We start from the raw sequence: 14,315 nt of genomic DNA on the forward strand, positions 1-14,315 counted from the left end.
CGGGGGAACCGCGCTAAGGCGCGATTACGGAAGTAATGAGCATCTCCTTAAATCACGGAGCACCACCATGAAAAAGCCGCTCTACCTTGCCCTGGCGCTGTTTGCTGCCAGCGCGCTACCCGGCCAGGCGGCCGACCCGCTGCCGGCCGATAAGAAGAAGGCCATCCAGGAGATGATCGCGGTCAGCAATATGAAGGCCGCGCTGCCGCAGATGATCGAGCAGATGAGTAACCAGGCGCAGGCAGCGATCCGCATGCAAGCGCTGCAGCACATCGAGCGCGATGCCAAGCTGAACGCAGAACAGAAAGCCGCGGCGCGCCAGCGCGTGGAGACCGAGCTGCCACTGCTGATGGCCGATATGCGCAATGCCCTGAACAAGGCCAATCTACCCGCGCTGATGGATGAGGCGACCTTCGAAATCTATGGCAAGCACTTCGAGACCGCCGAGATCCGCGATATCACCGCCTTCTACCGCACTCCGACCGGGCAGAAGTCGCTGCGCCTGATGCCGCAGATCAGCGGCGAGAGCATGCGTATGGTGATGGGCAAGGTCATGCCGCTGGTACGCGAGCAGATGCGTGAATCGGCGCAGCGCCTGCAGCAAAAGCTCGACAAGCCGCAGTCCTGAGGCCGAGCCGCGGGGCGGCCAGCCGCGCCGCCCCTATGCTGAAGCCCGGCCGCTAGCAACTGAAGCGCACGGCCGCGCCGCGCAGGCTTTCCGCCAGCGCGGCATTCTGGTCCACGGCCAGATTGATCTCACGCGAGGCGGAGAACGCCTTGTCGCTCATCAGCGCAATCCGCTCCACATTCACCGCGATCTCCTGCCCAGCCGCATTTTGCTCGGCCAGCGCATCGGACACCTTGGCCATGGCCGCACGCGTCTCGCGTGCGCTGTTGCGCAGCTGTTCCAGTACATCCTTGCTGCGTTCCACATGCTCCAGCGCCTGCGCTGTCTGACTCAGACTCTGGCGCATGCGCAAGCTCGCCTCGCTGGTGGTGCCGGTAATGGTTTCCAGCGTCTGCTGGATTTCCTGGGTAGCCGTGGTCGTGCGCTCGGCCAGCTTGCGTACCTCGTCCGCCACCACGGCAAAGCCACGCCCCTGCTCGCCGGCCCGTGCGGCCTCGATGGCGGCATTCAGGGCCAAGAGATTGGTCTGGCCGGCGATATCCTGGATCACCGCCGCGATGCGCCCTATCGCCGCACTATGCGAATCAAGCCGGGTCACCGTCTCGGTCACCCCTTCGGCATGGGCGAGTACCTCGTGCATCTCGCGCTGCAGCGCCTCGACCACGCTGGCGCCCTGCTCGGCCTGCTCGCCCGAGCTGGTAGCCAGCTCGAAGGCAAAACCGGCGTAATCGCTCAGATGGGAAATCCCGGTGGACAGCTCTTCCATGGCGGCCGCCATGCGCCCGGCCGCATCGCTCTGCTCGCCGGCCGAGGCGTGCACGGCATGGCTGTTCTGGCGCGTCTGCTTGGCATCGCTAACCAGTTGCTCGGCCGAGGACTGGATGTTTTCCACCAGGGTAGCCAGCTGCACGCGCATGGTTTCCATGGCCGCCGCCAGGCTGCCACCCTGTTCGGCCGGCACCGCCACGCGCGAGGCAAGGTCGCCATGGGCGATGCGCTGTGCCGCCACACGCATCTCTGCCGGCTCGCCACCCAGGTCGCGCAGCAGCGAGCGCAGTATCCAGGCCGACAGCCCAAGGCCGAACAGGGTGGCCAGCAGCACGAAGCCGGCACCGCCCCATAGCGCGCCGCGATGGTTGACCTGGAAGGCGGCAAAGTTCTGCTCGGCTACCCCGAGCTGCAATTTGATCAGCTGGTCGACCGCGCCAGTAATCGGGTCGATGCGCTGATAGAGCTGCTGCTGGGCAAAGCCGTCCAGCCCAGCCAGATCGCCGTTGCGCAGCAAGGGCCGCAGCGCTGCGAGGCTGGGCGCCGCGGCCTGCATGGCCAGATCGGCCTGGGCGACCAGGCGGCTTTCCTCGGGGGTCAGCGTGGTGGCGCGGTAGACGCGCCATTGCTCGGCAATCTGCCGATCGGCCTCGGCCAGATTGGCCGCGCCCTGCGCGGGTGCCAGCACGCCACTGCGCACCTTGTGCACGGTATCAACGATATTGATCGCATACATATCCGACACTGCCTTCAGCTGCACTAGGGGCATGACCCGGTCGGCGATGGTGGTCTCGAACAGGCGCGCGCCATCGCGCAGGCAGTACAGACAGAGCGCGGCCAGCAAGAGATTGATGGCGATCAGGCTACCGGCCAGCAAACTGAGTTTATGTTTTATTTTCACGGCGACTTCCTCCTGGTTGAAGACCAAGTCTTCAATCTAGGCAGGTGCCGAGGTCGCAAGGTGAAATTGGCGTGTCAGCCGATCAACGGCGTGGTCACGCAAGCCAGAATGCGTCAAAGCGCGCGAAATGACAGCGTTTCAGGGGTTCAGCCCGGGTAGCAGGATGCGGATCGCCTGGTCGAGGCGCGCCAGGGTGGCGGCGTCGAGCTGCTTGCTGCACATCAGATAGCGCTTGAGCCCGGCCGGCATGCCGGTCAGCTCAATGCGCACGAGGCCGAGCGTGCTCAGCTCGGAATGCTCGTTCAGATAAGCAAGGTCTTCCTGGTCGATGAGCATGAAATCGGCGCGGCGCGAGGCCAGCATGCGCGCCAGCTGCAAGGGGGCAACCACGGCACGCATCGGTGGCTTGGCCGCGCCATTGATCAGCGCATCGAGCTCGGCCCCGTAGGACACGCCCTCCACCACGCCGGCGGTCAGGCTGGCATCGGCAAACAGGCTGTTCAGCTGGCGATGCTTGCGCACCGCCGCCACGGCATGGGGCGCGGCCAGCACCACATGCGGTTTGTCCTGATGGATGGCGAGCGAAAAGCGCGCATAGGCTTCGCGCTCGGGTAGCTTGTACCAGCTGGGCGAACAGATGGGGCGCAGATTGGCCTGGATATCGGCGGTGATGCGCTTGACCGGCACCTCGGCAAACACGGCCGGCACATTGGCACGGCGGAAGATCGCCACCGTGCGCTCGAGCAGGAAGCCGCGCGGCTTACCGTCCTCGGTATAGCTATACGGGGGCTTGTCGCGGTACTCGACCGTGACCAGCTGGCTGGCAAGGCTGCTGAGCGGCAAGGCCAGCAGCAGGGCGAAAATCAGGCGCATGGCGGCATCATAGCGTGGCGGTGCGCGGCGCTTGGCCAGCTCGACGCAAGATGTGAAAAAGCCGCAGTCGCGCGGGGCGACTACGGCTTTTTTCAGGCAGGCCACGCGCAAGGCGCTTACCAGACGCCCAGATAGGCGAGCATGCCCTCGGCAGCCTGACGGCCTTCGAAGACCGCGCGCACCACGAGGTCGGCACCGCGCACCTGGTCACCACCGGCAAACACCTTGGGGTTGCTGGTCTGGTGCTTATAGGTCTGGCGTTCGCGCGCCACGGTGCGGCCGCGCTCGTCGGTGCTGATGCCATGCTTGGCAAACCACGATTCGGGCTGGACCTGGAAACCGAAGGCGACGATCACATGGTCGCATTCGATGATCTCTTCCGAACCGGCCACTACCACCGGTGCGCGACGGCCCTTGGCATCCGGCTCGCCCAGCTGGGTGGTCACCAGCTTGACGCCCAGCTTGCTACCGCGCTGCACGATCTCGACCGGCTGACGGTTCCAGAGGAACTCGACGCCTTCTTCCTTGGCGTTCTGCACCTCGCGCTTGGAGCCAGGCATATTCGCCTCGTCACGGCGGTAGGCACAGGTGACCTTGGCCGCGCCCTGGCGGATGCTGGTGCGATTGCAGTCCATGGCGGTATCGCCACCACCGAGCACCACCACCTGCTTGCCGGCCATGCTCAGATGCGCCTCGCCCTCGGGCAGGGTGTCCATGCGCTGGCGGATATTATTGACCAGGAAGGGCAAGGCCTCGATCACGCCCGGCAGGTTCTCACCCGGAAAGCCGCCCTTCAGATACTGATAGGCGCCCATACCCATGAACACGGCATCGTAGTCCTTGAGCAGGGTGTCGAAATCCACATCGCGGCCGATCTCGGTGTTCAGGCGGAATTCCACGCCCATGTCTTCCATGATGGCGCGACGGGTGCGGATCACTTCTTTTTCCAGCTTGAACTCCGGGATGCCGAAGGTGAGCAGGCCGCCGATTTCCTCGTAGCGGTCGAACACCACCGGCTTCACGCCATTGCGCACCAGGATGTCGGCCGCGGCGAGACCGGCCGGGCCGGCGCCGATGATGGCGACCTGCTTGTCGGTCTTCACCACCTGGCTCATATCCGGCCGCCAGCCCTGCTTGAAGGCCTCATCGGTGATGTACTTCTCCACCGAGCCGATGGTGACCGCGCCAAAGCCGCCCTGGTTCAGCGTACATGCGCCTTCGCACAGGCGGTCCTGCGGGCAGACACGGCCGCAGATCTCGGGCAGCGAGTTGGTCTTGTGGCTCATTTCCGCCGCTTCGAACAACTTGCCTTCCTGCACCAGCTTCAGCCAGTTCGGGATGTAGTTGTGGACCGGGCATTCCCACTCGCAGTAGGGGTTGCCACAGCTCAGGCAACGACCGGCCTGGTCGGCCGCATCGCTCTTGGGCAATGGGGCATAGATTTCAATGAACTTGCTGCGCCGAAACTCGGCTTCGAACTTGGCGCCCGGATCGCGCGGCAGGTTCAGGAACTTGAATACGTCGCCCATGGCGGGCTCCTTGTGAGGTGTGAGGTGTGAGGCGGCAGGGCTAAGCCCGTTGGCGCTCACACATCATTTGATCTTCACAGGGCAGAGGTCGAAGAGCGGTTTTGACACCTCACTCCTCACCCCTCACCCCTCACTAGTCTTTCAACAGGCTATCGAGCTTGGCGGCCTTCGGTTTCACCAGCCAGAAGTAATCGACGTAGTCGTCGAAGTCTTCCAGGATCTGGGCACCGATGACCGAGCCGGTCAGCGCGACGTGCTGTTCGATCTTTTCCTTCAGGAACGCACGGTGCTGGCCCATGGCCTCGCCGTTGATAAGATGGATATCGATCAGCTCGTTGTTGTAGCGATAGGCAAACTTCTCGTCGCGGTCGTAGACGAAGGCAAAGCCCCCAGTCATGCCGGCGCCGAAGTTGATGCCGGTCTGACCCAGGGCAATCACGCACCCCCCAGTCATGTATTCGCAACCGTGGTCACCCAGGCCCTCGACCACCGCCAGCGCACCCGAGTTACGCACGGCGAAGCGCTCGCCGGCGAGGCCGGAGGCGAACAGCTCACCACCGGTCGCGCCATACAGGCAGGTGTTGCCGATGATGGTGCCTTCGTGCGGCTGGTACATGACTTCCTTGGGCGGGTACACGACCAGACGGCCGCCGTTCATGCCCTTGCCCACATAGTCGTTGGCATCGCCTTCCAGGGTCAGCTGCAGACCCTTGGCATTCCACACACCAAACGACTGGCCGGCCGAGCCCTTGAGGCGCACATCGAGCGTGCCATTGGGCAGGCCGTCGGCACCGTGCTGGCGGGCGATCTCACCCGAAAGGCGCGCACCGAGCGAACGGTTGATATTGCGCACGTTGTATTCGAGCGTGATCGGCGTCTTGGCCGAGATGGCCGGCAACGCATCCTTGAGCATCTTTTCGGCCAGTTCGCCCTTGTCAAAGCTCGGGTTGCTGGCCGAGGTGCAGAAGCGCGGCTCGTCGGCGGCAATCGTGCCTTGGCTGAGCAGCACGCCGAGGTTCAGCTTGCCCTGGCGCTCGCTCTCGCCTTGCAGCAGTTCGAGCAAGTCGGCGCGGCCGATCAGCTCTTCCATGCTGCGCACGCCCAGCTTGGCCATCCACTCGCGGGTTTCGCGCGCGATGAAGGTGAAGTAATTGACCACCATCTCGGGCAGGCCGGTGAAGTACTTCGAACGCAGCTTGATTTCCTGGGTGGCTACGCCGGTCGCGCAATTATTCAGATGGCAGATGCGCAGGAATTTGCAGCCCAGCGCCACCATCGGGCCAGTGCCGAAGCCGAAGCTCTCGGCGCCCATGATGGCGGCCTTGATCACATCGAGACCGGTCTTCAGGCCACCGTCGGTCTGCACGCGCACGCGGCCGCGCAGGCCGTTGGCACGCAGCACCTGCTGGGCTTCGGTCAGGCCGAGTTCCCAGGGCGAGCCGGCGTATTTCACCGAAGACAGCGGCGAGGCACCGGTGCCGCCGTCGTAGCCGGAAATGGTGATCAGGTCGGCATAGGCCTTGGCCACGCCGGCCGCCACCGTGCCCACGCCGGGTTCGGCCACCAGCTTGACCGACACCAGCGCACTGGGGTTGACCTGCTTGAGGTCGAAGATCAGCTGGGCCAGGTCTTCAATCGAATAGATATCGTGGTGCGGCGGTGGCGAGATCAGGCTGATGCCTTCCTTGGCGTGGCGCAGGCGGGCGATCAGGCCGCTCACCTTATCGCCGGGCAGCTGGCCGCCTTCGCCGGGCTTGGCGCCCTGGGCCACCTTGATCTGCAGCACTTCGGCATTGACCAGATAGTGCGGGGTCACGCCAAAGCGGCCCGAGGCCACCTGCTTGATCTTGGACATCTTGACCGTGCCGTAACGGGCCGGGTCTTCACCGCCCTCACCGCTATTGGAGCGGCCACCGAGGCGGTTCATGCCTTCGGCCAGCGCCTCGTGCGCCTCGGGCGACAACGCGCCGAGCGACATGCCGGCCGAGTCGAAACGCTTGAGAATCGCCTCGAGTGGCTCGACCTCGTCGATGGCAATCGACTGGGCCGGGTCGATCTTCAGCTGCATCAGGTCGCGCAGCATGGCCACCGGGCGGGTATTCACCAGCTCGGCATAGCGCAGGTATTCGGCGTAATCGCCGTTCTGCACCGCTTTTTGCAGCTGCATGACCACATCGGGGTTGTAGGCGTGGTACTCCTCACCAAACACATACTTGAGCAAGCCGCCTTGCGAGATCGGGCGCATGGCATTGAAGGCCAGCTTGGACAGCTGCTTCATGTCCGCTTCGAAGTCGGCGAAGTTGGCGCCGCCAATACGGCTGACCGTAAACGGCATGCAGGTCTCGACGATCTCGTCGGCAATGCCGACCGCCTCGAACAGCTGGGCACCGCGATAGGACGCCACGGTGGAAATGCCCATCTTGGACAGCACCTTCAGGAGGCCCTTGTTGATGCCCTTGCGGAACTTGCTCATCGCCTCGGACGGCTTTTCGTTCACCGAGCCGGTCTTGATCAGGTCGGCGATCACCTCGTAAGCCAGATAGGGGTGAACCGCGGTCGCGCCATAGCCGATCAGGCAGGCGAACTGGTGCGGGTCACGCGCGGTGGCGGTGTCGATCAGCAGATTGGTCTTGCAGCGCAGGCCGCTATTGACCAGGGCCGTGTGCACGGCGCCGGTGGCGAACAGCGCATGAATCGGCAATCTATCCTTGGCGATATGGCGGTCGGTCAGCACGGCAATCGCCACGCCAGCCTTCGAGGCCGCCACCACCTGCTCACACAGCGTAGCAATCGCGCCCTTCAGATCGAGCTGGCTCGGGTCGTAGCACAGGTCGAAGGTCTGCGCGCGGAATTGCTCATCGGCCTGGCTGGTCAGCAGCTTGAACTTCTCGTAGCTGAGAATCGGGCTGCTCACCTCGATGCGCTTGGCGTGGTCGGCTGTCTCCTCGAAGATATTCTTCTCCGAGCCGAACACCGTGTTCAACGACATCACCACCGCTTCGCGGATCGGGTCGATCGGCGGGTTGGTGACCTGGGCGAACTGCTGACGCAGATAGTCGAACGGCGAGCGCACGCGCTGGCTGAGCACCGCCATTGGGGTGTCATCACCCATTGAGCCGACCGCTTCCTGCGCATCCTCGGCCAGCACGCGGATCACCGCATCGCGTTCTTCGAAGCTGACCTGGAAGTGCTTCTGGAACACATTCAGCTGCTCGCGGCTCAGCTCGGGGCGGCCACCATCCTCGTCCATCGACAGCTCGAGGCGGTTTGCATACTGCTTGATCCAGCGCCGGTACGGGTGGGCGGCCTTGAGCTTGGCGTCGATCTCATGCGGCAGCAAAAGCTGGCCCGACTGCAGGTCGACGGCAATGATCTGGCCGGGACGCACGCGGCCCTTCTTGACCACATCCTCAGGCTTGTACGGCCACACGCCGATCTCGGACGAGATGGTCAGGTGACGGTCGCGCGTCAGCACATAGCGGCCCGGACGCAGGCCGTTGCGGTCCAGCATGCAGCCGGCGTAACGGCCATTGGTCAGCACGATGCCGGCCGGGCCGTCCCACGGCTCCATATGCATGGAGTTGTATTCGTAGAAGGCGCGCAGTTCCTTGTCGGTGGTATCCACGTTCTGCCAGGCGGGCGGCACCAAGAGGCGCAGCGCGCGGAAGAAGTCGATACCGCCCATCAACAGGCCCTCGAGCATATTGTCGAGGCTCATCGAGTCCGAACCGTCGGTCTGCACGATGGGGCGGATATCGTCCATATTCGGAATCAGCGGCGAGGCCATGATGGCTTCGCGCGCACGCGCCCAGGAGCGGTTACCGGAAATCGTGTTGATTTCGCCGTTGTGCGCCACATAGCGGAACGGCTGCGCCAGCTTCCACTGCGGCCAGGTATTGGTGCTGAAACGCTGGTGGAATACCGCGAGGCTGGAGGTGAAACGCTCGTCCTGCAGATCGGGGAAGAACACCGGCAGGTTTTCGGGCGTGACCAGGCCCTTATAGCTCATGGTGTGCGCCGACAGCGTCGGCACATAGAAGCTCGCATCGGCCTTATTGGCCTTCTCGGCCAGGCGGCGGCCGATATACAGGCGACGCTCGAAGCTGGCCGCATCCATATTGGCCGGGCAGTTGACGAAGACCTGGGCAATCGCCGGCAGGGTCTTCAGCGCGTATTCGCCGCAAGCACGGGTATCGGTCGGCACGGTGCGGAAACCAGCCACTTCCAGGCCCTGCTCTTCCAGCTGGGCTTTCAGATTGGCCAGCGAGACCTTACCGGCCTCCAGATCGGCACTGTGGAACACCAGGCCGGCCGCGTAGTGCGCGGCGAGCTCGAAGCCCTTCTCGCGCGCCACGGTGCGCAGGAAGCTGTCCGGCTTGCGGAACAAAAGGCCGCAACCATCGCCCGATTTGCCGTCGGCCGCCACCGCACCGCGGTGGGTCAGATTGGCCAGCGAGGAAATCGCCGTCGAGACAAGCCAGTGCGAGGGCTTGTCGTCCATATTCGCAATCAAGCCGAAGCCGCAGGAATCCTGCTCGAAGCTGGGGCGGTAGAGCGTACCTTCAAGGCGGCGCTGTCTGTCATCCATATGCGTGATACCCGTGTACGTGCGAGGCGGCATGCAGTGCAGGGCTGGCTTGTGGCAAGCAGGCACTTTGCGGCCCCTTTTTTGGGGAGAGCGGCGCTCGGTTCCGGCCGGCGTGCGAAACACGCGGGGGATTGCGTTGGTGCCGGCCAGTCGAGGTTCGCTCGTTTGGCGGCGGAACATTGCGCGGGTGTCGCAATGGGGTGGGTCAACGCGGAAGGGGGTCGGCAACAGCCGTCCAAGCGCTCCGAAAACAAAGCCTGCCGAACCGAATTGGGTTCTGACAGGCTTGATCGATTCTAGCGGAGCGAAGGCTGCCCACGCAACGGTTTTGTGCGGCGCACGATCTGTTTAAAATCAATAACTTACATGCTTATAACTGTCAAAGATTTTCAACAGTAAGACAGATTATTACGAAATGGCGACTTAGCCGGGCAGCGAAGGCAATACGGGCTTACGGCAATGTATGGACAACTTGCCCAGACACTCAGGACAGGGCCAGCGCAAGCCCCAGCGGCACGAAGATCAGGCTGGACAGATTACCGAGCAGGACGATGGAGGCCACCTTGTCCGGCTCCTGCTGATTGCGCTCGGCAATCAGGAAGTTGAGCACTGCGGGCGGCAGGCTTGCATACACATACAGCTGGGCGGTGGCGCTTGGCGTGAGCGGCAGCAGCTGGCTCGCCAGCGCCGCCACCAGCAGGCCGGCCAACGGGCAGAGCGCAGCGCCGGCCAGGCCAATGCGCCAGCCGGCCAGGCTCACGTCCAGCATGCGCGCACCGAGTGCAAACAGCATGAGCGGAATCGCCGCCTCGCCAAGGAGCCGTATCGGCAGCGCCGCCCACTCGGGCAGGCTGAGCCCGAGCAGATTGAAGCCGATACCCAGCACCGAGGCGGCAATCATCGGGCTCTTCAACACGCCGGCCAGCGAGGCATCGTGGTTGACCAGCTTGGCGCCCAGGGTGAAGTGCAGCAAATTGGTCATCACGAACAGCGCCACCGCTGCCGGCACCGCCTGCGGGCCGAAGGTGAGCAAGGCCAGCGGCAAGCCCATATTGGCGGTATTGCCGAACATCATCGGCGGCACGAAGGTGCGCGTATCCCAGCCGCGCCAGCGTGCGAACAACCAGGCAATGCCGCCCGAACCCAGCACCACCACCAAGCCAGCCAGCAGCAGCCAGCCATTGGCGCGCAGGTCGAAATCCTTGGCGGTCAGGCCGGAGAAGATCAGCAGCGGCGACAGCAGGTCCACGGTCAGCGTATTCATCGCCGCCAGATCGGGCCGGTGACGGCGCGCATACAGATAACCGATCAGGATGATCAGCAGGACCGGGGTGATGATGGCGAGGATGCGCAGCAGCATGGGCAAGCGATCTCAGCAAAGACAGGTGAAAGTTGGCCGGCGGCCGGCGGGCAGGCCCGGACCGTTGATTGCAAGCTACTTAAGATGCCCAGCCACCTTCGCTAGGCACCCTGTTCACTTCAAATCGGTGAGGCCAATCTGGCCAGCGAGCAGTACAGCGCTTAGCGGCGCTCCCGCACACCCAGCCAATCGCACCCGGTCAGGAAGTATTCGGTCAAACGCGCTTCGGGCGTGCCGGCCTCGGGCTGGTAGTCGTAGCGCCAGTTGGCCATCGGTGGCATGGACATCAGAATGGACTCGGTACGCCCGCCCGATTGCAGGCCGAACAGGGTGCCGCGGTCCCAGACCAGATTGAATTCCACGTAGCGGCCACGCCGGTAGGCCTGCCAGTCGCGCTGCGCCTCGCCGTACGCCATATCGCGGCGGCGCTCGACGATGGGCAGATAGGCGGCCAGGAAAGCATCGCCCACGGCCCGGGTCATGGCGAAGCTGCCTTCGAAGCCTAACTCGCTGAAGTCGTCGTAGAAGATGCCGCCCACGCCGCGCGGTTCCTGGCGGTGCTTGAGGAAGAAATACTCATCGCACCATTGCTTGAAGCGCGGGTATTTGTCCGCGCCATGGGGCGCCAGCGCATCGGCACAGGTCTGGTGGAAATGGATCGCATCGTCCTCGAAGCCGTAATAGGGCGTCAGGTCCATGCCGCCGCCGAACCAGAAGACATCGTCGTCGCTACGCGACTCCTCCCTGTTCGAAACACCCTCACCCCCGGCCCCTCTCCCCTGGGGAGAGGGGGGCGTGCCGGCTTCGCCGCGGGCTTTGTACGCGCGGAACATCCGCACATTCAGGTGCACAGTCGGGATGTAGGGGTTGCGCGGGTGGAAGACCAGCGAGACGCCCATCGCCTCCCAGGCGCGGCCTGCCAGCTCGGGGCGGTGGGCGCTGGCCGAGGGCGGCAGCTTGTCGCCCATCACATGGCTGAAGCCAACCCCGCCACGCTCGAGCAGCTGGCCACCTTCCAGGATGCGGCTGATGCCGCCACCGCCAGCAGGGCGCTGCCATTCATCGCGGCTGAAACGGCCGCCATCGGCCGCCTCCATGGCGGCCACGATACGGGCTTGCAGGTCGAGGAAATAGGATTTGATGGCGTCGGTTTGCATAGGCGTCTCGGAACGGGAAGCGGGCTCAGGCCGCCGGGAGCTGGCTGCGCAAGCTCGGCCCGGGGTCGAAGCCCATGATAGCGATGTAGCGCGCCTGCAGCGATGCCGGCAGGGCCAGCCACCAGCGCGCGGCGGCCTGCAGGCCGGCCTCGATGCTGCGCGCATCGGGTGGCGGCGTTTCACCCAGGGCCAAATAGTGCGCGCGCCAATGGCTGGTATACGCCACGCTGGCCTGGGCCAGATGGCGCATCGGCAAGCCACTGAGGCGCAGCGCCTGCCAGAAGATGCGGTCGCCAATAATGTGCAGCGGCGCCGGCATCAGCGTCCACAGCGCGGTTAGATCGAGCGCGGCACCGCTGAGGAACAGGCAGTTGGTATCAACGAAATCCGGCGCGCCCACCGTGTCGCGCAGCGGCATCAGGCGGCCATCCGGGTAATACAGCTGGCGCGCGCAGCTGAACACCGCGGTGCGCCCGCCATCGGCCTGCCAGGCCTGCACGAGGCTGGCCACATGCTCAGGCCAATAGGCATTGTCGGCATCCAGATAGCAGAGCGCGTCAAAGCCCTCGCTACGCGCCAGCAGCGAACCGAGGGCGCGCGGGGTGTCGCCATAGTCGCCATGCGCCAGCCCCAGCTGCACATGGCGCAAGCCCGGCTGATCAAGCGCCTGCGGATAGCCATCCGAAATCAGGAAGTGGGTGCACGGATAGTGCTGGGCCGCCACGCTGGCCATGCAGCGCTGCAACTGGGCCGGGCTTTCGCGATGGTAGGGCGTGATCACCGCCACGCGCAGCGCCGGCATGCTGGCTCAGGCCGGCTGTACCGGGGTCAGGCTGGACAGCTCGGCCACGCGGTTCTGGCCATCCACGAAGACCAGATTCGGCGCGTGCTGGCCGATCTCGGCATCGGCATAAATGCCGAAGCTGGCAATGATCAGGATGTCACCGACCTGCACGCGGCGGGCGGCCGAGCCATTGACCGAGATCACCCCCGAACCGCGCTCGGCGCGGATCGCGTAGGTCTGGAAGCGCTCGCCATTGGTCACATTCCAGATATCGATCTGCTCGTATTCACAGATATTGGCGGCCTCGAGCAGGTTCTCGTCGATGGCGCAGGAGCCGATGTAATTGAGCTCGGCATGGGTCGTGGTGACGCGGTGCAGCTTGGATTTGAGCAGGGTACGTTGCATGGTGGAGTCTAGTCAGTGCAGGCCCGGATGGCGATAGCGCACATCGGGCCGTTTTTCTTCATTTGCCTCGCCAGCGGTCGACTCGACCGCGACAAAGCCCAGGGATTCATAAAACGCGCAGGCGGAGCGGTTTTCCTGAAAGCACCACAGCTGGCGCGCCCGGCCATCGGCCAGCGCACGCAGCACCAGCTGGGTGCCGATGCCCTGGCGCCAGGCGCTCGGCGCCAGGTACAGGTGATCAATCCAGTCCGCATCGAAGACGATGAAACCGAGCAGCGCATCTTGCGCATCGCGCGCCAGCCAGATCTCGCTATCAGGCAGGCAGCCTTGCAGATACTCGGCATTCTCGGCCGGCGTGTGCTGCACCGGCAGCTCGGGCATGGCGGCCAAGCGCGCGGCACCGAACAGATCAGCCAGGCGGCGGAACAGTTGCGGGTCGACCGCCGTCAGGCGCTCCAGGCGCACGCTCACGCCAGCGTCACTTCCAGATTGTCGATCAGGCGTGGCTTGCCCAGGCGCGCGGCCGCCAGGATTACCAATTCACGGTCGCCCGGCCGGGCATGCTCCAGGCGCTGCTGGTCGCGAATCTCGACATAGTCAACACGCCAGCCGTGGTTCTCGAGGTCGGCGCGTGCAGTCTCGGTCAGTTTGACGAAGTCGCTGGCGCCCGCTTCCAGCGCGGTCTTGATGGCAAGCAGATTACGGTACAGCCGCGGCGCCTCGGCGCGTTCCGCCTCGGTCAGATAGCCATTGCGCGAGGACAGCGCGAGGCCATCCGCCGCACGGCCGGTATCAACCGGCACGATGGTGATCGGCATATCGAGGTCGGCCACAAAGCCCTCGATGACCTTCAGCTGCTGATAGTCCTTCTTGCCGAACATCGCTGCATCGGGCTGCACGATATTGAACAGCTTGGTCACCACGGTGGCCACGCCGCGGAAGTGGCCGGGACGGAACTGGCCGCACAGCTCGTTCTGAATGGCGGGCGGCTCGACCTTGTATTGCTGCTCGGTACGCGGGTAGAGCTGGTCCACGGTCGGGTGAAACACCGCATCCACACCGGCGGCGATCAGCTTGGCGCAGTCTTCCTCGAAGGTACGCGGATAGGTATTGAAATCCTCGCCCTGGCCGAACTGCAGCGGGTTGACGAAGATGGACACCACCACCTTGCCGCCACCGTGCTGCAGGCAGGCCGCCTTGGCCGCGGCGCACAGGGAGATATGCCCCTCGTGCAGATTACCCATGGTGGGCACGAAGGCCACATAGCCGGCGCTTTTGCGCCAAGCGCGTAGCTCGGCAATAGTCGTAAAGATATGCATACG

The 14,315-nt window shown here is 64.3% G+C and carries 11 protein-coding genes; 1 reads left to right on the forward strand and 10 read right to left on the reverse strand.

Annotated features, from left to right (window positions below):
• Positions 1-67 precede the first annotated feature (67 nt).
• Positions 68-628 (forward strand): DUF2059 domain-containing protein, encoded by a 561-nt coding sequence (locus tag BT173_RS08635; protein ID WP_072428249.1) that lies wholly within the window; start codon positions 68-70, stop codon positions 626-628.
• 52 nt (positions 629-680) lie between these two features.
• On the opposite strand, the gene BT173_RS08640 is transcribed toward BT173_RS08635, so the two are convergent.
• The 10 genes from BT173_RS08640 to panC form a co-directional block, all read right to left on the reverse strand.
• Complete coding sequence (locus BT173_RS08640; protein WP_139256103.1) at positions 681-2,297, reverse strand: methyl-accepting chemotaxis protein; 1,617 nt, start codon at positions 2,295-2,297, stop codon at positions 681-683.
• A 138-nt stretch (positions 2,298-2,435) separates the two neighbouring features.
• Positions 2,436-3,170 carry a transporter substrate-binding domain-containing protein gene (locus BT173_RS08645; protein WP_072428418.1) on the reverse strand — a complete coding sequence of 245 codons (735 nt, stop codon included), beginning with the start codon at positions 3,168-3,170 and terminating at the stop codon, positions 2,436-2,438.
• A 116-nt stretch (positions 3,171-3,286) separates the two neighbouring features.
• Positions 3,287-4,699: a glutamate synthase small subunit GltD family protein gene (locus BT173_RS08650; protein WP_072428251.1), complete on the reverse strand. Its 1,413-nt coding sequence runs from the start codon at positions 4,697-4,699 to the stop codon at positions 3,287-3,289.
• Positions 4,700-4,832: 133 nt separating this feature from the next.
• Positions 4,833-9,287, reverse strand: a complete 4,455-nt coding sequence (gene gltB / locus BT173_RS08655) for a glutamate synthase large subunit (protein ID WP_072428252.1) — start codon at positions 9,285-9,287, stop codon at positions 4,833-4,835.
• Between the two features lie 484 nt (positions 9,288-9,771).
• A complete protein-coding gene (locus BT173_RS08660; RefSeq protein WP_072428253.1) occupies positions 9,772-10,647 on the reverse strand; it encodes an AEC family transporter in 876 nt (291 codons plus the stop codon).
• A 161-nt stretch (positions 10,648-10,808) separates the two neighbouring features.
• Positions 10,809-11,804, reverse strand: coding sequence for an oxygen-dependent coproporphyrinogen oxidase (gene hemF, locus BT173_RS08665; protein ID WP_072428254.1), 996 nt, complete (start codon positions 11,802-11,804; stop codon positions 10,809-10,811).
• A gap of 25 nt (positions 11,805-11,829) precedes the next feature.
• Complete coding sequence (locus BT173_RS08670; protein WP_072428255.1) at positions 11,830-12,606, reverse strand: glycosyltransferase; 777 nt, start codon at positions 12,604-12,606, stop codon at positions 11,830-11,832.
• A 6-nt stretch (positions 12,607-12,612) separates the two neighbouring features.
• The gene (gene panD / locus BT173_RS08675; protein WP_072428256.1) at positions 12,613-12,993 is read right to left on the reverse strand and encodes an aspartate 1-decarboxylase; all 381 of its coding nucleotides are present in this window, start codon (positions 12,991-12,993) and stop codon (positions 12,613-12,615) included.
• Between the two features lie 12 nt (positions 12,994-13,005).
• Positions 13,006-13,464, reverse strand: coding sequence for a GNAT family N-acetyltransferase (locus tag BT173_RS08680; RefSeq protein ID WP_084658361.1), 459 nt, complete (start codon positions 13,462-13,464; stop codon positions 13,006-13,008).
• Positions 13,461-14,312, reverse strand: a complete 852-nt coding sequence (panC, locus tag BT173_RS08685) for a pantoate--beta-alanine ligase (protein WP_072428257.1) — start codon at positions 14,310-14,312, stop codon at positions 13,461-13,463. The genes BT173_RS08680 and panC overlap by 4 nt, the downstream gene beginning before the upstream one ends.
• Between the last annotated feature and the right edge of the window lie 3 nt (positions 14,313-14,315).

Source organism: Chitinimonas taiwanensis DSM 18899, from assembly GCF_900119825.1.
GTDB classification, from domain to species: Bacteria; Pseudomonadota; Gammaproteobacteria; order Burkholderiales; family Chitinimonadaceae; genus Chitinimonas; species Chitinimonas taiwanensis.